15 protein-coding genes are annotated in these 23689 nt (G+C 52.0%); 5 read left to right on the top strand and 10 right to left on the bottom strand.

Features of this window, described 5'->3' with window-relative positions:
• Window positions 1-120: 120 nt before the first annotated feature.
• The 3 genes from glpC to glpA are packed head-to-tail and all read right to left on the bottom strand — an operon-like array spanning window position 121 to window position 4185.
• Entirely contained in the window at window positions 121-1311 is a 1191-nt protein-coding gene (gene glpC, locus JQN59_RS07770; RefSeq protein ID WP_048224697.1) for an anaerobic glycerol-3-phosphate dehydrogenase subunit GlpC, read from the bottom strand.
• A complete protein-coding gene (gene glpB / locus JQN59_RS07775; RefSeq protein WP_103014185.1) occupies window positions 1308-2567 on the bottom strand; it encodes a glycerol-3-phosphate dehydrogenase subunit GlpB in 1260 nt (419 codons plus the stop codon). Before glpB ends, glpC begins: the two co-directional genes overlap by 4 nt.
• Complete coding sequence (glpA, locus tag JQN59_RS07780) at window positions 2557-4185, bottom strand: anaerobic glycerol-3-phosphate dehydrogenase subunit A (protein WP_149607662.1); 1629 nt, start codon at window positions 4183-4185, stop codon at window positions 2557-2559. Before glpA ends, glpB begins: the two co-directional genes overlap by 11 nt.
• Before the next feature lie 270 nt (window positions 4186-4455).
• Here glpA and glpT point away from each other — a divergent pair, with 270 nt between their 5' ends.
• Together glpT and glpQ are read left to right on the top strand one after the other, a co-directional pair.
• The gene (gene glpT, locus JQN59_RS07785) at window positions 4456-5814 is read left to right on the top strand and encodes a glycerol-3-phosphate transporter (RefSeq protein WP_048215877.1); all 1359 of its coding nucleotides are present in this window, start codon (window positions 4456-4458) and stop codon (window positions 5812-5814) included.
• Window positions 5815-5817: 3 nt separating this feature from the next.
• Window positions 5818-6885: a glycerophosphodiester phosphodiesterase gene (glpQ, locus tag JQN59_RS07790; protein WP_032944051.1), complete on the top strand. Its 1068-nt coding sequence runs from the start codon at window positions 5818-5820 to the stop codon at window positions 6883-6885.
• A 61-nt stretch (window positions 6886-6946) separates the two neighbouring features.
• Here the strand turns inward: glpQ and JQN59_RS07795 are convergent, their stop codons facing one another.
• Window positions 6947-7825, bottom strand: a complete 879-nt coding sequence (locus JQN59_RS07795) for a LysR family transcriptional regulator (protein WP_008785317.1) — start codon at window positions 7823-7825, stop codon at window positions 6947-6949.
• A 160-nt stretch (window positions 7826-7985) separates the two neighbouring features.
• Here JQN59_RS07795 and JQN59_RS07800 point away from each other — a divergent pair, with 160 nt between their 5' ends.
• A complete protein-coding gene (locus JQN59_RS07800) occupies window positions 7986-9176 on the top strand; it encodes an MFS transporter (RefSeq protein ID WP_149607661.1) in 1191 nt (396 codons plus the stop codon).
• A gap of 3 nt (window positions 9177-9179) precedes the next feature.
• On the opposite strand, the gene yfaE is transcribed toward JQN59_RS07800, so the two are convergent.
• The 4 genes from yfaE to ubiG all read right to left on the bottom strand — a co-directional run bounded on the left by yfaE (window position 9180) and on the right by ubiG (window position 14108).
• Entirely contained in the window at window positions 9180-9434 is a 255-nt protein-coding gene (gene yfaE, locus JQN59_RS07805) for a ferredoxin-like diferric-tyrosyl radical cofactor maintenance protein YfaE (RefSeq protein ID WP_003027609.1), read from the bottom strand.
• The gene (gene nrdB / locus JQN59_RS07810) at window positions 9434-10564 is read right to left on the bottom strand and encodes a class Ia ribonucleoside-diphosphate reductase subunit beta (RefSeq protein WP_003834668.1); all 1131 of its coding nucleotides are present in this window, start codon (window positions 10562-10564) and stop codon (window positions 9434-9436) included. Before nrdB ends, yfaE begins: the two co-directional genes overlap by 1 nt.
• 110 nt (window positions 10565-10674) lie before the next feature.
• Entirely contained in the window at window positions 10675-12960 is a 2286-nt protein-coding gene (nrdA, locus tag JQN59_RS07815) for a class 1a ribonucleoside-diphosphate reductase subunit alpha (protein WP_003834667.1), read from the bottom strand.
• 419 nt (window positions 12961-13379) lie between these two features.
• On the bottom strand, window positions 13380-14108 hold the full coding sequence (gene ubiG, locus JQN59_RS07820; RefSeq protein ID WP_008785314.1) for a bifunctional 2-polyprenyl-6-hydroxyphenol methylase/3-demethylubiquinol 3-O-methyltransferase UbiG: 729 nt from the start codon (window positions 14106-14108) through the stop codon (window positions 13380-13382).
• Between the two features lie 158 nt (window positions 14109-14266).
• Between ubiG and gyrA the strand changes: the two genes are divergently transcribed.
• Both gyrA and rcsC read left to right on the top strand, forming a co-directional pair.
• Window positions 14267-16906, top strand: a complete 2640-nt coding sequence (gyrA, locus tag JQN59_RS07825) for a DNA topoisomerase (ATP-hydrolyzing) subunit A (protein ID WP_057066395.1) — start codon at window positions 14267-14269, stop codon at window positions 16904-16906.
• A 121-nt stretch (window positions 16907-17027) separates the two neighbouring features.
• Window positions 17028-19874: a two-component system sensor histidine kinase RcsC gene (rcsC, locus tag JQN59_RS07830; RefSeq protein WP_008785313.1), complete on the top strand. Its 2847-nt coding sequence runs from the start codon at window positions 17028-17030 to the stop codon at window positions 19872-19874.
• Between the two features lie 118 nt (window positions 19875-19992).
• On the opposite strand, the gene rcsB is transcribed toward rcsC, so the two are convergent.
• Window positions 19993-20643 (bottom strand): response regulator transcription factor RcsB, encoded by a 651-nt coding sequence (rcsB, locus tag JQN59_RS07835; RefSeq protein ID WP_003027592.1) that lies wholly within the window; start codon window positions 20641-20643, stop codon window positions 19993-19995.
• Window positions 20644-20659: 16 nt separating this feature from the next.
• Window positions 20660-23329, bottom strand: a complete 2670-nt coding sequence (gene rcsD, locus JQN59_RS07840; protein ID WP_048215882.1) for a phosphotransferase RcsD — start codon at window positions 23327-23329, stop codon at window positions 20660-20662.
• Between the last annotated feature and the right edge of the window lie 360 nt (window positions 23330-23689).

Below are 23689 nucleotides of genomic sequence, written 5' to 3' on the forward strand. Positions count from 1 at the left end.
CGGGAAATGTGTTCTTTGCGTGGGTGAATCAGAGATAAATACGTCCGACTGCAACGTATTCAATTAAGCGGAACGGACTACGCAAAAATGCCCGGTAGCAAATGCTACCGGGCAACAGAGTTAACCCAACGCTTTGGCAAGCAGGGTGATAGGATGTTCGCAGCTTTTGCTTGTAGACATCTCAATCTGCCATTTACAGGTTTCGCAGTCGGTGACGACGATATCAGCGCCGCTTTCTTCAATTTGGCGGAATAACGGTGCGCCAATAGACTGTGACGTCGGATAGTTTTCCTTTTTAAAGCCGTAAGTCCCGGCAATCCCGCAACACTGAGAATCCAGCACCGTCAGCTCCAGCCCTGGAATTTGTCGCAGTAGCTCCAGCGTATAGAGCGTCCAGCCCATTTTCTCCATGTGACATGGCGTGTGATAGACCACCTTCAGCGGCAGCGTTTTCAGCGGCAGCGTTTTACCTTCATCCAGCTTGCGCCATAGCCAGCGGGTTGCCAGTTCAATGTGTTCACGCAGGCCTGAGTTGTCGACATCCAGCACTTCCGGATATTCATCACGTAGCGCAAAGGTACAGGTTGATGAGGTGGCGATCACCGGAATGCCTTTGCCATCAATCGCCTCTCTGAGTGAGGCCACGTTGCTTACTGCCTGCTTACGCGCTTTATCGGTAAAACCGTTGGCAATCAGCGGCACGCCGCAGCATTTCTCTTTACTCAGCAGTTGCACGCCAGTACCCATCGCATTCAACACCTTGATCAGGTCTTTGCCGAGCTGGGGATGGTTGTAATTCACAAAACAGCCGTGGAAAAAGGCGACCTGATCCTGATACTGCGCCTGCTGTGCGGCAACGCTGCGATACCAGCGGCGGAAGGTGCCAAAGGAGTACTTCGGCAGCGTACGGCGATGATCGATTTTTAGCGCGTAATCCAGCAGTTGACGCACCGGTTTTAAAGAGGTGGCGGTATTCACTATTGGGGCGAAGGGGGTGGATACGCTACCCATTAAATCGGTATGGCTTAAGACAAAGTTACGCAACGATGGGCGCGTCGTGTCGTATTTGGCGCGCGCGCGCTGGATAATATCGCCGATTTTCACGTCTGACGGACAGGCCACTTCGCAGCGTTTACAGTTGATGCAGTATTTCAGCGCGTCGTCATATAGCGCGCCATCTTTCAGGCGCAGACGTTCACCGTCCGGGCCGGCCTGCTTAGGACCCGGGTAGCTCGGATTGACGCGGCTTACCGGGCAGGCGGTGGTGCACACCGTACATTTGATACAACTTTCAAAACGTGTGTCGCTCATTGCTGTCCTCCTGCACGTTTCGCAATATGATGCGCGGCATGTAAGGCGCTAACTGCGCACACGCCGCCTCCGCAACCCTGGGCGATAGGGTCGAATCCGCCGAGGACGGAACCAATGGCATACATGTTTTCTATCGTTTTTCCCGCCAGTGATGGGCGTAATGCGGAATCGGTAGTCACGCCAAACTGTTGCCACGGTTGTGGATCGAAAACATCACGCTGATACCACTCGGCGCGGGTAGCTGTTTGCTGTACATCCAGTCCCAGGATTGGTTCGTAGATTGCCTCACGCGTGGCGACCAGCCCGCTGCTGAAGAAACTGCCGCTGGCGAGCACGGCGAAACGTGGCCGCAAGGGGATATCGGCATGATTTCGGGTCCAGATTTCGCTGACCACGCCATCCTGACAGGTGATTTTTTTCACTTCATCACCCGGCATCCACACACCGCCCTGGCGCACAAACTGGCGCTGCAATTTGTTGTGCAAACGCATGCCCAGTACCGAAGGTGGTAGGGTCGGTAACAGTGTCAGAGAGCAGGGGAGGCGCTCGTTAAGCCACTGCCAGAGCCGCTCATCTGCCAGACCAAAGCATGCCGGCATGATTATCATGTCGCAGGTTTTTGCCATTGGCAGCAATGCGTCATAGAGCAGCGACCATTTATCTTCGTTATCCAGCAGGCGCGCAATATTAACGGCGCGAAACTCGGTTGGGTTATCACGCAGGACATCCAGCTCCGGTAGCTCGATTTCTGCTGTCTCGACGCTGAGATTGCGTTGGCGTAATGACGCCGCGGCGAGATGCGCCTGAAAATCCAGTAACCCGCTAATCCCTACAACGCAGATACGCTGTGCGGACAGAGGCCAGACCGGCACTTCCGGGGAACTTAACCAGGTTGAGCGCAGGGTGCCCAGCGGGGTAACACGTTGATGCGCCTGATGCACTTTGCCCTGCAAATGTGTTCCGCATTCTTCCAGCAAATTTTGCGCCTGCTGGGCCAGTTCCAGAACGTTCTGCGTTCCGATGGTGCTATACGGATGTGCGGGTGCCTGAGTGCGCAGCGCATTCAAACCCGCTTCTATATCCGTCACCGGTTGACCATCGGGTAAGCTGCTGAGCAAATCCAGTGAGCCGGAGGAAAAATGCAGGGCGCTTTGGCCGCGGGTAACAATCGTGCAGCGCAGTCCGCTTTTTTGCAGTTGCAGGCCACATAGCAGTCCGGCGAGGCCGCCGCCGATAATGACGGTATCAAATTTCATCCTGGTGCTCCTTTTCCAGACCACACAACCCTTGATAAACCCAGCGCGTGAATTCGCTTTCGCGCAGCGCATCTCCCCAGGCGATAGGCTGCACGCCTTTCCAGCGTTCGTTGAGGAAATCGGAAAGCTGGGTAATGGACTGCGCTGCGGTAGTGACATTAAAACGTTGCAGCAAACCTGCGGCGCGGCAGGCACACAATTCGCCCTGGCAGGTCCCCATTCCAACACGGGTACGACGACGCAAATCGAGCAGGCTGTTGACGGTTAAATTCTCGACGGCGTATTGCACTTCGCCTGCGGTGACTGCTTCGCATTCGCAGACCAGGCTGCGGTGCTGACGGCCTTCGCTAAGCCACGCAGGGGTGCGATCGCCGTGACGGTAGACCGCCGAGCCGCGTAGTGGCGCGGGCAATGAGATCACGCGTTTAAGCGTATGCTCGGTAGATTCCTGTGAGCCAGGCAGCGCGGTGTCTGCCGTTGTGCAAGGCTGGGTATTGCCCAGCTTACGGCAAACGGCATCGGTGGCCCATTCCGCCATCAGGCGGTAGGTCATCAGTTTGCCGCCGGTAATGGTGATAAACCCTTCCAGTCCGTCACGTTCAGCGTGATCGAACAGTACAATCCCACGGCTGACGTTACGACCGCTTGGGTCGTCGTCGCTGGCCACCAGCGGGCGTACGCCGGAGTAGGCGCGTAAAATGCGCGTTTTCGCCATAATCGGCGCCAGCTTCTCGCCTTCACGCAGCAGAATATCGACCTCTTCTGCGGTGACGCGGTTGCTGTCGATATCGTCGTAATCAATGTGCTGTGAGGTGGTACCGATCAGTGAAATGGTATCGCCAGGCACCAGAATATCGGCGTCAGAAGGCTTACGGCAGCGGTTAATGACATGCTGGTTAATGCGATGATCCATAATCAGCAACGAACCTTTGGCCGGGAACATACGGATGCTCAGATCGGCATATTCCGCAATGCGTTGACCCCAGATCCCAGCGGCGTTGACGACAACCGGTGCATGCAGGGACTGCATTTCGCCTGTCAGATGATTGCGCACGTTAACGCCGCAAACCGTTGCGCCTTTGCGGATCAGTCCCGTCACTTCATGCGCCGTTAAGATAACCGCGCCATTCTCACGCGCATCCAGCATGTTAGCTGCTGTTAAGCGGAAAGGATCGACCGTGCCGTCTGGTACTTTTACTGCACCAATCAGCTGTGGATTCACAGAAGGTTCGATAATACGTGCCTGCTGAGGGTCAATCGCTTCTGCGCGAATCCCTGCCTCTTCACATGCGCGAATAAAGGTGGCCTGGAAGGACAGCTCATCCTCCGGCAGAGTAATAAACAGACCGTCCGTTGGCTCAACGCAATGACGGGCGATACGTTTCAGAATTTGGTTTTCGCTGATGCACTCACGGGCAGATTCAGCGTCGGTGACGGCGTAGCGTGCACCGCTGTGCAGCAGACCGTGGTTGCGCCCGGTCGCACCTGTGGCGATATCGTGGCGTTCCACTAAGATGACGCGCAACCCGCGCAGCGCACAGTCACGTGCGATCCCTGCACCTGTTGCTCCTCCACCAATGATAATCACGTCACTTGTTTGCGAGTCGCGAGTTTTCATTGTTTTTCCTCACAGTTCGTTTTTTATCATTTAGCCACATAAAAAACATGGATTGTTTGATTTCGCGCATAATCGCTCATTATTCGAAAATGAAACGTGATTCCGTGCGCCTTTATGAACATTTGTCATAAATCTGTAACAATATGTGCTGCGTTTCACATTTTTGTTAGGTATCTTTCCTTAACATCGCGGCCACACTGGAAGCGGTAGGGTAGTAATGACGAACTGCAGTGTTTACTTCGAATGAAAGACGGCCACGGAGGCTACACTATGTTGAGTATTTTTAAACCAGCGCCACATAAGGCGCGTTTGCCTGCTACGGAGATCGATCCGACATATCGTCGATTGCGTTGGCAGATTTTCCTGGGGATTTTCTTTGGTTATGCCGCGTACTATCTGGTACGTAAGAACTTCGCCCTGGCGATGCCATATCTGGTTGAGCAGGGTTTCTCTCGCGGCGATCTGGGTTTTGCGTTGTCCGGTATCTCCATCGCTTACGGATTTTCGAAATTCATCATGGGGTCCGTTTCGGATCGCTCGAATCCGCGCGTTTTCCTGCCAGCAGGTTTGATTCTGGCTGCCGCAGTGATGTTGTTTATGGGCTTTGTGCCGTGGGCGACATCGAGCATTGCGATAATGTTTGTGCTGCTGTTCCTCTGCGGATGGTTCCAGGGGATGGGGTGGCCGCCGTGTGGTCGTACCATGGTGCACTGGTGGTCGCAGAAAGAACGTGGCGGTATTGTTTCCGTCTGGAACTGTGCGCACAACGTGGGCGGCGGTCTGCCTCCTCTGCTGTTCCTGCTCGGTATGGCCTGGTTCAATGACTGGAAAGCGGCGCTGTATATGCCTGCTTTCGGTGCGATTGTGGTTGCGCTGTTCGCCTTTGCGATGATGCGTGATACGCCGCAGTCCTGCGGCCTGCCGCCTATCGAAGAGTATAAGAACGACTATCCGGACGATTACAACGAGAAAGCGGAAGAAGAGCTGACTGCGAAGCAGATCTTCATGCAGTATGTACTGCCAAACAAACTGTTGTGGTACATCGCTATCGCCAACGTGTTTGTTTATCTGCTGCGCTACGGCATCCTGGACTGGTCACCGACCTACCTGAAAGAAGTGAAGCATTTCGCACTCGATAAATCATCCTGGGCCTACTTCCTGTATGAGTATGCGGGTATTCCGGGCACGCTGCTGTGCGGCTGGATGTCGGATAAAGTCTTCCGTGGTAACCGTGGTGCGACCGGCGTGTTCTTTATGACGCTGGTAACTATTGCGACCATCGTTTACTGGATGAACCCGGCAGGCAACCCGAACGTGGATATGGCTTGTATGATCATCATCGGCTTCTTGATCTACGGCCCGGTAATGTTGATTGGTCTGCACGCGCTGGAACTGGCACCGAAAAAAGCGGCGGGTACGGCAGCTGGCTTTACCGGTCTGTTCGGTTATCTCGGCGGTTCTGTGGCTGCGAGCGCCATTGTTGGCTACACCGTTGACTTCTTCGGTTGGGACGGCGGCTTTATGGTGATGATTGGCGGTAGCGTGCTGGCGGTTATCCTGCTGGTGGTCGTCATGATTGGCGAAAAACGCCATCACGAAGAGATGCAACTGAAACGTAACGGGGGCTAATAGATGAAAACTACATTGAAAAGTCTCAGCGTGGCGCTGATGCTCACAGGTATGGTGGTCAGCAGCGCGGCGGTTGCCGCAGATAAAATCGTGATTGCGCACCGTGGTGCGAGCGGTTATCTACCGGAGCATACGCTGCCAGCGAAAGCGATGGCCTATGCCCAGGGTGCGGATTATCTGGAGCAGGATTTGGTGATGACCAAGGATGACCATCTGGTCGTCCTGCATGACCATTATCTTGACCGCGTCACCGATGTTGCCGAGCGTTTCCCGGATCGGGCGCGTAAAGACGGGCGTTACTACGCTATCGACTTTACGCTGGATGAAATTAAATCGCTGAAATTTACCGAAGGCTTCGATATCGAAAATGGCAAAAAGGTCCAGACCTACCCAGGGCGCTTCCCGATGGGTAAATCTGATTTCCGCGTGCACACGTTCGAAGAAGAGATTGAGTTTGTTCAGGGATTAAATCATTCCACCGGTAAAAACATCGGTATTTACCCGGAAATGAAAGCGCCGTGGTTCCATCACCAGGAAGGGAAGGATATTGCGGCTAAGACGCTGGAAGTGCTGAAAAAGTACGGGTATACCGACAAGAACGACAAGGTCTATCTGCAATGTTTTGATGTTGCAGAGTTAAAGCGCATTAAGAATGAACTGGAACCGAAGATGGGGATGGATCTCAATCTGGTACAGTTGATTGCGTACACCGACTGGAATGAAACTCAGGAGAAAAAGCCGGACGGTAGTTGGGTTAATTACAACTACGACTGGATGTTTAAGCCGGGTGCCATGAAGCAGGTTGCGCAGTATGCGGACGGCATTGGGCCGGACTACCACATGCTGATTGATGAGAAGTCGAAGAAGGGCAATATCTCGTTAACTGGCATGGTGCAGGACGCACATCAGAATAAGATGGTTGTGCATCCTTATACCGTTCGCGCCGATCAACTGCCGGATTACACCACTGACGTAAACCAGCTGTATGACATTCTTTATAACAAGGCGGGCGTGGACGGGCTGTTCACCGACTTCCCCGACAAAGCAGTGAAATTCTTGAATAAAGAGTGATGGCGTAAGGCCTGTGATGCACCTCCGGTCACAGGCCTTAATGGATGAAACGTTTTAACTGCTAGATAAGGCCGTCTGCTGTCAACGTTTCCATACATGCCTGCAGGAGAAATAAAGGGCTGCCGTCCACCGGCGGCTCTTTTGCCAGTAAGGATATCTGTCGATAGAACGTCGGTTCCAGCGCGACTGAGCGTACTTTCCCACCAACCGCCTTCAGTGTTAATTCCGGTAATAACGCTATACCCAGCCCCTGACGAATAAAGCTCATCGCGGTATCCGGATGGTTAAACTCGTATTTAATGACCGGTTCAATTCCCTTCTCTTTAAATAGCGCCATGATGCTTAATTCATAGCGACCTTTGCTGATAATGAGCGGTTCTCCAACCAGTTGTTCCACTGAAATTGTGCTATTGGCCGCCAGCGGATGGCTTTCAGGAACTACAACGGTAAATTTGTCGCGATACACCGGTACGCAGTACATGCCATTTACCGGGAAATGCACAAATCCCGCATCGATGTCCCCACTGCGCAGGGAATCAACGATTGCCGTGCTGTTTTCTTCATAAGGGATAATTTTGATGTGCGGGTGATGCTGTTCGAAGTGGTGGATGATGCCGGGCAAAATGCAGGCACAGGCGCTGGGAAAGCAGCCGATACGCAGGGTTCTGGCCGGGTTTTGTCGCTCTTGCTCGGCAATCTCTTTCACCGCGTTGGTTTCAGACACGATCGTCCGCAGGTGTGAAACGATCCGACTCCCGGCCGGACTAAGTTGAATGTCTTTGCGGCGTTCGCGGATAAGAATATCAACCCCTAGTTCTTCCTCTAGCGCTGAAATTGCCTGGCTAACGGCGGATTGGGTCATGTACAGCCGCTTGCTGGCTTCGGTAAAACCACCGTACTCAAGTACGGCAAGCAGGGCGTGGATCTGGGTTAATGTCATTAGCTCCCTCTAATCAACAATATTAAAACGATTAATTTCTCTAATATAATGGACCTGTTTATACTTGCGGTCTACCGTAAAATCACACTTCGACGCACCTGTCCGTAGTTCAGTTGAGCTGAGCGTTGCCTGCGTGCGCCGTCTGGACAGGTTGTCGAATATGAAAGAAAAACTGTGGACGAAAGATTTTTGGGCAATAACGATAATCAGCTTTATTATATTTTTTGTTTTTTATGTCCTGCTCACGCTGTTACCGATCTATATTTCGGATCGACTTCATGCCACTCCAGATAAGGCCGGATTATTAGTCACCTTCTTTTTGGGGGCCGCCATTGCTGTGCGCCCGTTTGCGGGACAATGGGTAGGAAAATATTCGAATAAAACAATTCTGGTGCTCTCTTCTCTGGCCTTTTTGGTGGTCACTGCGCTGTATCCTGTTTGCCACTCAATTGAATCACTGCTGTTGATTCGGGTGCTTCATGGTGTAACGTTTGGCGTTATTACCACGGTAAAAGGAACGATTTCCGCGCGGTTGATACCGGCCTCCCGACGTGGGGAGGGCATCAGTTTTTTCTCGTTAGCCATGGGACTGGCAATGGTTGTGGGGCCGTGGGTAGGGCTGAACATGGCACGCTGGGAAGCTTTTACCACTGCATTCTGGCTGTGTAGCGCGGTTGCCGTACTGGGTATTATCCTGTCATTGATTGTCGCCGTACCGCCGGTTATCCGTCATGCTGACGGCTCAAAACCGAAGCTGGGATTTGCTGCAATGTTTGATCGCGCCGCACTGCCTTTCGCGATGGTGACGTTTTTCATGACCTTTTCGTACGCGGGCGTTTCCGCTTTTCTCGCACTGTATGCGCGCGAGCTCGATCTAATGGCCGCCGCCAGTAATTTCCTGCTGTGCTACGCCATTTGCCTGATGATCTGTCGAACCTTTACCGGCAATATTTGTGATAAAAAAGGGCCGAAATACGTGGTCTATCCGTGTTTGTTGGCCTTCACCGTCGGGCTGGTGGCGCTTGGCTATACTAACGGCAGCATTATGATGATTATTTCCGGTGGATTAATTGGCATCGGTTATGGTTCGGTCACACCCGTATTTCAGACACAAATTATTAGTTCGGTGGAACCCCATAAAATTGGTATCGCCAATTCGCTGTTTTTCAATGCGATGGATGCAGGAATGGCAATCGGCGCGTTTATCATGGGGATGATGGTCGAGGGTGTGGGATATCGGGCGATTTATCTGGTGGGTGCGCTGCTGGTGGTACTGGCCGGGGCGCTGTATATCATGCAGATGAAAAAACGCGGAGACGTGGTACTGGTCTCCGCGCATGAAGTTCACTAAACACTATAACTCTATTTCAATATCGCCTTTTGCCCGGCAACAGCACGGCAATATTTCACCGGGCTGAATGAAGGCCAGCGGTTCTGCAATCCAGTCAACCTGTCCCGCCACCAGGCGGGTACGGCAGGAGCCGCAGTATCCTTCACGACACTGATATTCGACTTCAACATCGTGCGACTCGAGCGCGGCAAGCAGGGAAGGGTGTTCATCCTGGCACAGCAACTGCGTGCCAGAGATGCGCAGAGTCACGCGGCCCATCAGAGCTGGAAGTTACTCAGATCGTCAGTATCGACTTCGGCATCGATCTGGCCGACCAGATAAGAGCTGACTTCCACTTCCTGCGGCGCAACCTGGACGTTATCGGACACCAGCCAGGTGTTGATCCACGGGATCGGGTTAGAACGTGTCTGGAATGGCAGATCGAGCCCAACAGCCTGCATACGGATGTTGGTGATGTACTCAACGTACTGGCACAGAATGTCTTTGTTCAGGCCAATCATTGAGCCATCACGGAACAGATAATCTGCCCACTCTTTTTCCTGCAGCGCGGCCTGTACGAACAGGTCGTAGCATTCTTGTTTGCACTCCTCGGCAATTTCCGCCATCTCCGGATCGTCCACGCCGCTGCGCAGCAGGTTCAGCATATGCTGAGTACCGGTCAGGTGCAGGGCTTCGTCGCGGGCGATCAGACGAATAATTTTCGCGTTGCCTTCCATCAGTTCACGTTCGGCGAAGGCGAAAGAGCAGGCGAAGCTGACATAAAAGCGGATCGCTTCCAGCGCGTTCACGCTCATCAGGCACAGATACAGCTTCTTCTTCAGCTCACGCAGGTTTACGACAACCGTTTTACCATTAACGGTATGCGTACCTTCACCGAGCAAATGCCAGTAGCTGGTCATCTCGATCAATTCGTCGTAGTAGCTGGAGATGCCTTCTGCGCGTTTCTGGATTTGCTCGTTGGTGACGATATCGTCAAACACCACCGCCGGATCGTTAACGATATTACGGATGATGTGGGTATAAGAGCGGGAGTGGATCGTTTCAGAAAACGCCCACGTTTCCACCCAGGTTTCCAGTTCAGGGATCGAGATTAACGGCAGCAGCGCGACGTTAGGACTACGTCCCTGAATGGAGTCCAGCAGCGTCTGATACTTCAGGTTGCTGATGAAGATATGTTTTTCATGTTCCGGCAATGCCTGGAAGTCGATACGATCGCGAGAAACATCGACTTCTTCCGGACGCCAGAAGAAAGAGAGCTGCTTTTCGATCAGTTTTTCAAAGATGTCATATTTTTGCTGATCGTAGCGGGCGACGTTCACCGGCTGGCCGAAGAACATCGGTTCCAGAAGCTGATCATTTTTCGTCTGTGAAAAAGTGGTGTATGCCATTGATGTGAATCCTGTCTGGAATGTACTGCCGGATGCGCTTTGCTTATCCGGTCTACAATACCGCGAATTAATTTGTAGGCCGGGTAAGCGCTACGCCACCCGGCAAAAGATTAAATCTTACATGCGCCGCTTTCGCAGCCATCGTCCTGAATGGACGGTACCAGATCGTCCTGAGAGTCTTCCGCACCGTCACGGGTGTTCTGATAATACAGCGTTTTGACACCAAATTTGTAGGCGGTGAGCAGGTCTTTCAGCAACTGCTGCATCGGTACTTTTCCGGACGGGAAGCGCGACGGATCGTAGTTGGTGTTGGCGGAAATCGACTGATCGATAAATTTCTGCATGATGCCTACCAGCTGCAGATAGCCGTCGTTGTTTGGCATTTCCCACAGCAGTTCGTATGCGTCGTGCAGGTGTTCGTAGTCCGGCACGACCTGACGCAGAATTCCATCTTTCGATGCTTTGATGCTCACGTAACCGCGTGGCGGTTCAATGCCGTTGGTGGCGTTGGAGATCTGCGAAGAGGTCTCGGACGGCATCAGGGCTGACAGCGTGGAGTTACGCAGGCCGTGAGTCTTGATAGATTCACGCAGCTGTTCCCAGTCCATATGCAGCGGTTCGTTAGCGATAGCATCAAGATCTTTTTTATAGGTATCAATCGGCAGAATGCCTTTCGCATAGGTAGTTTCGTTAAACCACGGGCATGCGCCTTGCTCTTTTGCCAGCTCGTTAGAAGCCTTCAGCAGGTAATACTGAATCGCTTCAAAGGTTTTGTGAGTCAGGTTATTGGCGCTGCCGTCAGAGTAGCGTTTACCGTTTTTCGCCAGCCAGTAAGCGTAGTTGATCACGCCAATGCCCAGCGTACGACGACCCATCGCACCGCGTTTGGCGGCCGGAATCGGATAATCCTGGTAATCGAGCAGCGCATCCAACGCACGTACCGCCAGTACGGCCAGCTCTTCCAGTTCGTCCAGACTTTCGATAGCGCCCAGGTTAAATGCGGACAGCGTACACAGCGCAATTTCGCCGTTTTCATCGTTAACGTCGGTCAGCGGTTTGGTCGGCAGGGCGATTTCCAGGCACAGGTTGGACTGGCGTACCGGCGCGACAACCGGATCAAACGGGCTGTGGGTGTTGCAGTGGTCAACGTTCTGAATGTAGATACGACCGGTCGAGGCACGTTCCTGCATCATCAGTGAGAACAGCTCAACTGCTTTCACGCGCTGTTTGCGGATGCTGTCGTCGTTTTCATATTGGGTGTACAGACGCTCGAACTCATCCTGATCGGCGAAGAACGCGTCATACAGACCCGGGACGTCGGACGGGCTGAACAGGGTGATGTCGCCGCCTTTCAGCAGACGGGTGTACATCAGCTTGTTGATCTGCACGCCGTAGTCCATGTGACGTACGCGGTTGCCTTCTACGCCACGGTTGTTTTTCAGAACCAGCAGGCTTTCAACTTCCAGGTGCCACATTGGGTAGAACAGCGTGGCTGCACCACCGCGTACGCCACCCTGAGAGCAGGATTTCACTGCAGTCTGGAAATGCTTGTAGAACGGAATACAGCCGGTGTGGAACGCTTCACCGCCGCGAATCGGGCTACCCAGCGCACGGATGCGACCAGCGTTAATGCCGATACCGGCACGCTGAGAAACGTATTTCACAATTGCGCTGGAGGTTGCGTTGATGGAGTCCAGGCTGTCGCCGCACTCGATTAGTACGCAGGAGCTGAACTGACGCGTTGGGGTACGCACGCCGGACATAATTGGCGTCGGCAGCGAGATTTTGAACGTAGAAACGGCGTCGTAGAAACGTTTTACATATTGCAGACGTGTTTCACGCGGATAGTTAGAGAACAGGCAAGCCGCTACCAGAATGTAGAGGAACTGTGCGCTTTCATAGATCTCACCGGTAACACGGTTTTGCACCAGATATTTACCTTCCAACTGCTTCACCGCAGCGTAGGAGAAGGTCATATCACGGTCGTGTACGATGAACGAGTCCATCTGCTTGAACTCTTCTTCCGTGTAGTCTTCCAGCAGATGATTGTCGTATTTGCCCATTTCAACCATTTTCACGACATGGTCGAACAGCTTTGGCGGTTCAAACTCACCGTACGCTTTTTTACGCAGGTGGAAAATCGCCAGACGGGCAGCCAGATACTGATAATCCGGCGCTTCGCGGGAGATCAGGTCGGCGGCTGCTTTGATGATTGTTTCATGGATGTCGGAGGTCTTGATTCCGTCATAAAACTGAATGTGGGAGCGCAGCTCGACCTGAGAAATCGATACGTTATTCAGTCCTTCTGCCGCCCAATCCAGAACTCGGTGGATTTTGTCGAGATTGATGCGCTCTGTACTACCATCACGCTTTGTCACCAGCAGACTCTGATTCATGTGGTTTTTTACCTGTCCGTGAAAGAAAAAATATCCCCCATATTATCCACAGAGTCATGTTGTGACTAAGTCTGTGGATAAATACTATATGTAGGGGTTGTTTGATAAAATAGACGCTATATGGTGAGTATTCTAGTAGGGATTCTTTTCAGCACAAGAGTTGATTTTGAGGTTAAATTGAGGTTGCAAAAGGGTGATAATCGCTAAGTGCGCGTCTTATAAGGCCTGGCGGGGATGTCAATAATTGAGAAAAAAAATAGAAAATTTGATCGAGTGCTGATTTCTTCATCTAAGGCAAGGAAAGTTCTTATGATCTGGCACAGGATTTGTAGGCCTGATAAGCGAAACGTCATCAGGCATGGTTCCAGTAAGCATGCCGGATGGCGGCGTTGCACGCTTTATCCGGCCTACAGGAGCGGTTAATCAACCTTGGCGGTGGTATGTACCATATAGTTCACATCAACGCCCGGGCCAAGTTTGAAGGTGTTGGTGATGGGGTTGTAATGCAGGCCGGTCATATGACGCTCTTTCAGTACGGTCTGGTCAACCCACTCTAATAATTCAGCAGGCTTAATAAACTTTTTCACATCGTGCGTGCCTTTCGGCACCATGCGCAGAATATATTCCGCTCCGACCACCGCCATCAGCCAGGATTTGCCGTTGCGGTTAAGCGTGGAGAAAAATACTTCGCCACCCGGTTTGACCAGCCTGGCGCAAGCTCTGACTACTGACTGTGGGTCTGGCACGTGCTCCAGCATTTCCATGCAGGTGACAACGTCATACTGATGTGCATGCTTTTCCGCATGCTCTTCGACGGTTTCTTGTACGTATTCTACCTGGATACCGCTTTCCAGTGCATGCAGTTTTGCTACCTGCAGCGGTTCAAAACCCATGTCCAGTCCGGTGACGGTGGCACCTTCGCGCGCCATACTCTCCGCCAGAATACCGCCGCCGCATCCGACGTCGAGTACCTTTTTACCAAACAGGCCGCCTGAGCGCTCAGTAATATAGCCCAGACGCAGTGGGTTAATGCGGTGCAGCGGCTTAAATTCACCCTCAAGATCCCACCAGCGTGACGCGACTGCTTCAAACTTGGCAATTTCTTCATGGTCAACGTTGTGAGCTACCGGAGGTTTTTCGGCATTCATTGGGGCTTCTACTCCTAAATTTGCGATGCAAATGAGTATATCAGCCTGACGGGATGAATAAAGCCTCTGTCAGGGGGAATCCATTTACCTGAATCTGCACGGATGTGTTATAATTTGCGACCTTTGAATCCGGGATACAGTAGAGGGATAGCGGTTAGATGAGCGACCTTGCGAGAGAAATTACACCGGTCAACATTGAGGAAGAGCTGAAGAGCTCCTATCTGGATTATGCGATGTCGGTCATTGTTGGCCGTGCGCTTCCGGACGTCCGAGATGGCCTGAAACCGGTTCACCGTCGCGTACTTTACGCCATGAACGTATTGGGCAACGACTGGAATAAAGCCTATAAAAAATCTGCCCGTGTCGTTGGTGACGTAATCGGTAAATACCACCCTCATGGTGATATCGCCGTTTACGACACCATTGTTCGTATGGCGCAGCCATTCTCCTTGCGCTACATGCTGGTAGATGGTCAGGGTAACTTTGGTTCTGTCGATGGCGACTCCGCAGCGGCGATGCGTTATACGGAAATCCGTATGTCGAAAATCGCCCATGAGCTGATGGCTGACCTGGAAAAAGAAACGGTTGATTTCGTCGACAACTATGACGGCACCGAACAAATTCCTGACGTCATGCCGACCAAAATTCCTAACCTGCTGGTGAACGGTTCGTCCGGTATCGCGGTAGGTATGGCGACCAACATTCCGCCGCACAACCTGACTGAAGTGATCAACGGCTGTCTGGCATATATTGACGATGAAGACATCAGCATTGAAGGGCTGATGGAACATATTCCGGGTCCGGACTTCCCGACTGCCGCGATCATCAACGGTCGTCGTGGTATCGAAGAAGCCTACCGTACCGGTCGTGGCAAAGTGTACATTCGCGCACGCGCGGAAGTCGAAGCGGATGCCAAAACAGGTCGCGAAACCATCATCGTTCACGAAATTCCGTATCAGGTAAACAAAGCGCGCCTGATTGAGAAAATCGCCGAGCTGGTAAAAGACAAACGCGTTGAAGGCATCAGCGCGCTGCGTGACGAGTCTGACAAAGACGGTATGCGCATCGTGATAGAAGTGAAACGCGATGCGGTCGGGGAAGTGGTTCTGAACAATCTCTATTCCCAGACCCAACTGCAGGTTTCCTTCGGTATCAACATGGTTGCATTGCACCATGGCCAGCCGAAGATCATGAACCTGAAAGATATTATTGCCGCGTTCGTACGTCACCGCCGTGAAGTCGTAACCCGTCGTACTATCTTTGAACTGCGTAAAGCCCGCGACCGTGCGCACATCCTTGAAGCGCTGGCGATTGCGCTGGCGAACATCGATCCGATCATCGAACTGATCCGCCGCGCGCCGACCCCGGCTGAAGCGAAAGCTGCGCTGGTTGCACGTTCGTGGGAACTGGGCAACGTTTCCGCCATGCTGGAACGTGCCGGTGATGACGCCGCGCGTCCTGAATGGCTGGAGCCGGAATTTGGCGTGCGTGACGGTCAGTACTATCTGACTGAACAGCAGGCCCAGGCTATTCTGGATCTGCGTTTGCAGAAACTGACCGGCCTTGAGCACGAAAAACTGCTCGACGAATACAAAGAGCTGCTGGAACAGATCGCTGAACTGCTGCACATTCTGGGCAGCGCCGATCGTCTGATGGAAGTTATCCGTGAAGAGATGGAGCTGATTCGTGAACAGTTCGGTGACGCTCGTCGTACTGAAATCACCGCGAACAGCGCTGACATCAACATCGAAGATCTGATTAGCCAGGAAGATGTTGTCGTAACCTTGTCTCATCAGGGCTACGTGAAATATCAGCCGTTAACCGATTACGAAGCGCAGCGTCGTGGCGGTAAAGGTAAATCAGCAGCACGCATTAAAGAAGAAGACTTTATTGACCGCCTGCTGGTGGCCAACACCCATGACACGATCCTCTGCTTCTCCAGCCGTGGTCGTTTGTACTGGATGAAGGTCTATCAGTTGCCGGAAGCAAGCCGTGGCGCGCGTGGACGTCCAATCGTCAACCTGCTGCCGCTGGAAGCTAACGAACGTATTACCGCAATTCTGCCAGTACGTGAGTACGAAGAGGGCGTGAACGTCTTCATGGCAACCGCCAGCGGTACCGTGAAGAAAACGGCGCTGACCGAGTTCAGCCGTCCGCGTTCTGCCGGTATTATTGCGGTTAACCTGAACGAAGGCGACGAACTGATTGGTGTAGATCTGACGTCCGGCAGTGACGAAGTCATGTTGTTCTCTGCGGCTGGTAAAGTGGTGCGCTTTAAAGAAGATGCTGTCCGTGCAATGGGTCGTACCGCGACCGGTGTACGCGGTATCAAGCTGGCGGAAAAAGATAGCGTGGTATCGCTGATCGTTCCGCGCGGTGAAGGCGCTATCCTGACCGTTACTCAGAACGGTTACGGTAAACGTACGGCGGCGGAAGAGTATCCGACCAAGTCTCGTGCGACCCAGGGCGTTATCTCCATCAAGGTTACCGAGCGCAACGGTTCCGTTGTTGGCGCTGTGCAGGTTGAGGATACCGACCAGATCATGATGATCACCGACGCAGGTACGCTGGTACGTACTCGCGTGTCGGAAATCAGCGTGGTAGGGCGTAATACCCAGGGCGTTATCCTTATCCGTACTGCGGAAGACGAAAACGTCGTGGGTCTGCAACGCGTTGCTGAACCGGTTGATGATGAAGAGCTCGACTCCATCGACGGAAGTGCAGCTGAAGGTGACGAGGATATCGCACCTGAAGCGGAAAGCGATGACGATGCAGCAGCGGATGACGCTGACGAGTAATTAAGACGCTATAAAAAGGGCCGGAGAAATCCGGCCCTTTTTTTAATGGCATTGCGACAAAAGACATTTACCGCTACCTTAACCACACTCTATTAATGCCCTGAGGCGGAGCTTCGCCCCTTTGAAATACCTTGCTTCCGTTCATTCAACCCTAAAAGTTTCACGCTACCTGTTCAGAGCGTTGGCGCTCGTCATCTGGTGTCTGATTGCGTTCGCCTCCGTGTTCTACATTGTGAATGCGCTGCACCAGCGAGAGTCTGAGATCCATCAGGAACTTAATCTCAGCTCCGATCAGGCCCAGCGCTACATTCAGCGCACATCTGATGTCATTAAAGAGCTTAAATATATTGCCGAGAATCGCTTAACGGCGGAAAACGGTGTGATGTCGCTGCGGGCGCGAGATGATAAAACCGTCGTGCCTAATTTTGAGCCGTTGTTTGCCGACTCAGACTGTTCTGTCATGGGCAACGCCTGGCGAGGTTCTCTGGAATCACTGGCATGGTTTATGCGCTACTGGCGCGACAACTTTTCCGCCGCCTATGATTTAAATCGAGTGTTCCTGATCGGCAGCGACAACCTCTGTATGGCCAATTTCGGCTTGCGTGATATGCCCGTCGAACGTGACGAGGCCCTGAAGGCGCTGCATGAGCGAATTATTAAGTATCGCAATGCTACGCAAGACGAAAACGGTAACAACTTGTTCTGGATCAGCCAGGGGCCACGTCCGGGAGTAGGGTATTTCTATGCGCTGACGCCGGTTTACCTCGCCAATCGCCTCCAGGCGCTGTTGGGCGTAGAGCAGCCTATTCGCATGGAGAATTTCTTCACTCCGGGCAGTTTACCGATGGGTGTGACCATCCTCGACGAAAATGGCCATGCGCTAATTTCTCTCACTGGCCCTGAAGGGAATATTAAGGCTGAGCCCCACTGGATGCAGGAGCGCTCCTGGTTTGGCTACACGCCGGGTTTCCGCGAGCTGGTATTGAAGAAGAATCTGCCTCCGTCCTCCCTGAGCATCGTGTACTCCGTTCCGGTCGATCTGGTGCTGGAACGGATCCGCATGATGATCCTGAACGCTATCTTGTTGAACGTGCTGGTTGGCGCGGCATTGTTTATGCTCACGCGCATGTATGAACGGCGCATTTTTATTCCGGCGGAAAGTGATGCTCAGCGGCTGGAAGAACATGAGCAGTTTAACCGTAAAATCGTAGCTTCTGCGCCGGTGGGTATTTGTATTCTGCGCACGATGGATGGGATTAACATCCTGAGTAACGAACTGGCGCACACCTATCTGAACATGTTGACGCATGAAGACCGTCAGCGGCTAACGCAAATTATTTGCGGCCAACAGGTCAATTTTGTTGATGTGCTAACCAGCAACAATACCAATCTGCAAATCAGCTTTGTGCACTCGCGCTATCGCAATGAAAACGTGGCAATTTGTGTCCTGGTTGATGTCAGTGCGCGCGTTAAAATGGAAGAGTCGTTGCAGGAGATGGCGCAGGCGGCGGAACAGGCCAGCCAGTCCAAATCGATGTTCCTTGCGACGGTGAGCCATGAGCTACGTACACCGCTATATGGCATTATCGGTAATCTTGATTTGTTGCAAACCAAAGAGTTACCGAGTGGGGTGGATCGTCTGGTAACGGCGATGAATAACTCTTCCAGCCTGCTGCTGAAAATTATCAGCGATATTCTCGACTTCTCAAAAATTGAATCTGAACAGCTGAAGATTGAGCCGCGAGAGTTTTCACCGCGTGAAGTCATGAACCATATTACGGCTAACTATTTGCCGCTGGTGGTCCGCAAGCAGTTGGGGTTGTACTGCTTTATCGACCCGGATGTGCCCGTGGCGCTGAATGGCGATCCGATGCGTTTACAACAGGTGATTTCTAATCTGCTGAGTAACGCAATCAAGTTTACCGATACCGGTTGTATTGTGCTGCACGTGCAGTGCAGCGGCGACTACCTGAGCATTCGAGTGCGTGATACCGGGGTGGGTATCCCCGCCAAAGAAGTGGTCCGTTTGTTCGATCCTTTCTTCCAGGTGGGCACTGGCGTACAGCGTAATTTCCAGGGAACCGGGCTCGGTTTGGCTATCTGTGAAAAACTGATCAGCATGATGGATGGCGATATTTCCGTCGATTCCGAGCCGGGAATGGGGAGTCAGTTTACGCTGCGTATTCCGCTTTATGGCGCACAGTATCCGCTGAAAAAGGGTGTTGAAGGATTGGCAGGCACGCGTTGCTGGCTGGCAGTACGTAATGCGTCACTGTACCAATTTCTCGAATCCAGCCTGACGCGTAACGGGATGACGGTGCTGCGATATGAGGGACAACAGCCCGATGCGGATGACCTGCTGGTGGCCGACGATGTGCTGGAACAGGCCTGGCAGGGACGAGCTGCGGTAATTTTCTGCCGCCGCCATATTGGCATTCCGCTGGAAAGAGAGCCTGGAGAATGGGTACACAGCGTGGCGTCACCGCACGAACTGCCTGCGCTGTTGGCGCATATCTACAGTGTAGAGCTGGGGAGTGAAGATCTCTCCACGGCGCTGCCAGCCCCGGATAAAGCCGGTGCGACGAACGATGACATGATGATCCTGGTTGTTGACGATCACCCTATCAACCGGCGCTTACTGGCCGATCAGCTGGGATCGTTGGGATATCAGTGTAAAACGGCGAATGACGGTGTGGATGCGCTCAATGTACTCAGCAAAAACCATATCGATATCGTGCTGAGTGACGTCAACATGCCAAATATGGATGGTTATCGCCTGACGCAGCGTATCCGCCAGCTAGGGTTAACGCTGCCTGTTGTGGGGGTAACGGCAAACGCGCTGGCCGAAGAGAAGCAGCGTTGTCTGGAATCAGGTATGGATAGCTGTCTGTCCAAGCCGGTGACCTTAGACGTATTGAAGCAAACGCTGGCGGTCTATGCGGAAAGAGTGAGAAAAACGCGGGGATAGGGGATAAAAGAGCCGGATGGCGGCGTTAGTCTTATCCGGCCTACGAAACGTGCACGATGCTGTTTATTCGTAGGCCTGATAAACGCAGCGCCATCAGGCATTTTGACGTGATAAAGAATTACTCTTTGTCTGACGGACTCAGCGTCACGGAGGAGAGGTAATTCAGCAGTGCGATATCGTTTTCCACACCAAGCTTCATCATTGCCGATTTTTTCTGGCTACTGATGGTTTTAATGCTGCGGTTGAGCTTTTTGGCGATCTCAGTAACCAGGAAACCTTCGGCAAACAAGCGCAGAACTTCACTCTCTTTCGGTGACAGACGTTTGTCGCCATAGCCGCTGGCGCTGATTTTCTCCAGCAGACGAGACACGCTTTCCGGGGTAAATTTCTTACCTTTCTGCAGCGCGGCCAGCGCTTTTGGCAGGTCGGTTGGCGCGCCTTGCTTCAGTACGATCCCTTCGATATCGAGATCCAGTACCGCGCTCAGGATAGCCGGATTGTTGTTCATGGTCAGAACGATAATTGACAGGCTTGGGAAATGACGCTTGATATATTTAATTAACGTGATCCCATCACCGTATTTATCTCCCGGCATGGAGAGGTCGGTAATCAACACATGCGCATCCAACTTAGGCAAATTGTTGATCAGTGCAGTGGAGTCTTCAAATTCGCCGACAACATTTACCCACTCGATTTGCTCAAGTGATTTACGAATACCGAACAGTACAATCGGGTGGTCATCGGCAATAATTACGTTCATAGTGTTCATGTATTGGGCTACCTTGCTACAGCAAGCTCTTGACGTAAACGTCAATGTCGCTGATGTATTTTTCTATACCTGGAGCATCTTTCTCTTGAATAAGATGTTCCAGCGCTTCACATAACTGCTTGCCGGGTACCAGATTAAGCATGGCAAACACGCCTTTCAGGCGATGGGCCGTTTGGGCTAATGCAGCGAAATCGCTGATAGCCGCCTCAGTATACAACCTCTTAACATCATCCGGTACTGTGTCTACAAAGAGTGCGTAGTAACCACTGGCATGAAGTTCGGCGTTTTCATCTCCGCCGAGGGGGAGTTCCTGGAACTCTTCTTGTGCCAGTTGCTCTTCAATCAGCTCAAGGACAGCTTCCTGCATAGCATTGCTCATATTAAAGTTGACGCGCAGTTGGCCTGGGCCAATTTTCCGTACGCCAGACTCATCATCGCTTAAAAGTAGGCCTGAGGCAGTAAGATTAGACGGATTATCCGTTAAAAAGAGATCATATTCTTGACTATTCAACCGTTCATCGGGCGTGATGCAGGTTGCCCCCCAGTTTTCCAGCTGACGTAATACAATGCTACGTACGTCATTTGAGGTGACATCAACCATTACGCAGACGTCATCCAACAGGCGCTCTTCACTATCAGCATGTTGATCGTGCAGCGGCATTTTAACATGGACGATGTAACGTGTTCCAAGTTCTTCCCGTGCTTTAATATTCAGGTGTCCGCCAAGTTTGCGGGCTAACTGATCGCACAGCCAGAACGTCAGCGGGTTGGCTTTGCCATACCGATCGCCCTGCGTGTCATTAATGAATGGGAAATGGAGATTATCAACTTCATTTAATGTGACGCCTTCCCCGGTATCCAGAATGCGGAAGGTCAGGCGTTCGGCCTCTGACTCATCCTGGTCGACTTCCAGCGTGATTTTACCAATCTGCGTGGTGGTTACCGCATATTGGATCAACAGCAGCAAAATACGGCGCAAGGCATCGCGATCGCCACGGCGTTCGTCATGGGCGCTTAAGTGATTTTTAATCAGCAGCTGCAGCCCTTTACGCTTAATGGCCGGCAGAACCTCCGGAACCACGTCGTCAATTAATGCCTGCACGGAAAACAGTGTGGATTCACCTTTCCAGGCATCGTTCTCCAGCAGGTTGGCTAGCTGGATTTCGTCCACCATGCGCACCAGAACGTCGGCCTGATTGGCCAGTTTCTGGCTGTCTGGTGTATTGAGCGCGGCGGCATTAGCAGCCAGCGTTTTCGCGGGGTCTTTCAGCGCGCTGCCAATATTCTGCATAAAGGCCGCGCGGGCCTGCTGGTTTTTCTCATACAGCCGCTGTGCTTGTTTCAGTTTCTTATTGACCAGCACCTCGCGGTCCTGGTCACGAATGATAAAGATCTGCGTTCTCGGGGAGATCTGGCTGCGAAACAGTCTGATCTCATACAGTTCATTATTGATGGTGGCCTGAATCACTCCCTGATGCTGCTCTGCCATATTGGTAATGTTTTGCAGATTTAAATGCGGCAGCAGGTGGTCGGCAATTTTATTGCTGATAACCGTGCGGTTTGCTTCCTGATCGTGTACCAGTAATCCCAGCGGCAGAAGGGAAACAATCTCTTCATTGATTGCGCGCAGAACACGCAGTTCGTTATTTGCCGCAAGGTTTGGCGCCACTTCAGTCGAACGGGCAGGGAGGTGGCGAAAGGTGGTATAGCCAAACAGCGCCAGAGCCAGTAACGCAATGTTCAGCAAAAGCGGTAGCAGAATGCTTTGCAATGTGTCGAGCAGCAATGAGCCAAACGGAACCTGCCACACCAGCCGCATATCCGTTGAGTTTAGCGCCGAAGAGATCTCAATTTTACTGTTGTTGAAATTAATGCTGACGCTGTCAGGCGACTCTTTTTCATTCAGGTGCTCGGTCGTTGAGGTGGCATCAGGTTCCAGATGGAAACTGTCCAACGGCATCCCGGGAGGGATCAAGTCATTAATCGGCAGGTCAAAGGCGACAACCGTTGCCAGATGTCCTGGCTGATTAAAGGTCGTGCGTAGCGTGAAGTAATGCCCGTTCTGCCAGGCCAGACGGCGCAGTGAAGAGAAGCTTTCACGTTCATCCAGCGCATTAGCCTGTTGCAGCATCTCAGCGCGCCGGGAATCCACAATATTCCCAATCGTCGATTCTTTAAAACCAGAGGTCAGATCTTTCAGCGGTAACGTCGAGATTAGGATCAGGCTGTTGTCCTGACCATTCAGGTAATACATTGACCATGGGACATTCTCCGCGCCCCACAACGTGTCCAGATACGTTGAAATACGCTGGGTCATTTCCAGTGTAGAACTGTCATGCGAGCCGAAAATCAGCGCTTCAGTCTTTCTGCGGGGTTTCTCAAGATAATAGATATCTTGTTTCAGACGCGTTTCCTGTAGCCCATCTGCGCCTGGTGAACTGGTTGTAGCGGCAATATTGTCATAGATTTGCCAGGTCACGTATCGCCAGGTATCGACCCTTTTATGAATGGCATGGGTAATATCGACAATCTGATAACTCTTATCCTTTAGCCAGGTGTTGACGGCGCTCTGGACCATAACACCCATCATCACCAACAGCACAACGATCAGTAATAAGAAGAAACGGGTAATACTTCCTGGTAACAGGGAGAATCGGGTGGAAACCGTTGTGTCAGACTGACTCATTCGTGTTTATGACCTGTTAAACGACGCGAAAGATGAAGGGGCAGTATAAAGGGTAATGTATGAATTACCACACTTACACCGCGCGGCATAGCTTGCATTTTTTACGCCTCATTTTGTTGCAGCCATGACGGTGCAAAGGTGTACAGTGGATAAAGGCGGGTACAAATATTTGTACGGAAAGTATACATTTAGCATTAAATAACAAGAAATTATTTATCAAATTTATATCTGATCACAACGCTACGAGATAGTTAATAGTCGTTATAGTTTTGCATCGGTAGCACAGAAAGGTAAGTTTTGTGTAAAGAAGGGTAAAAAAAAACCGAACGCTGAGCATTCGGCTGAAATAGGGGTAAACAG

The sequence above is a fragment of the Citrobacter sp. B72 genome, assembly GCF_016894305.1.
Lineage (GTDB): Bacteria > Pseudomonadota > Gammaproteobacteria > Enterobacterales > Enterobacteriaceae > Citrobacter > Citrobacter portucalensis.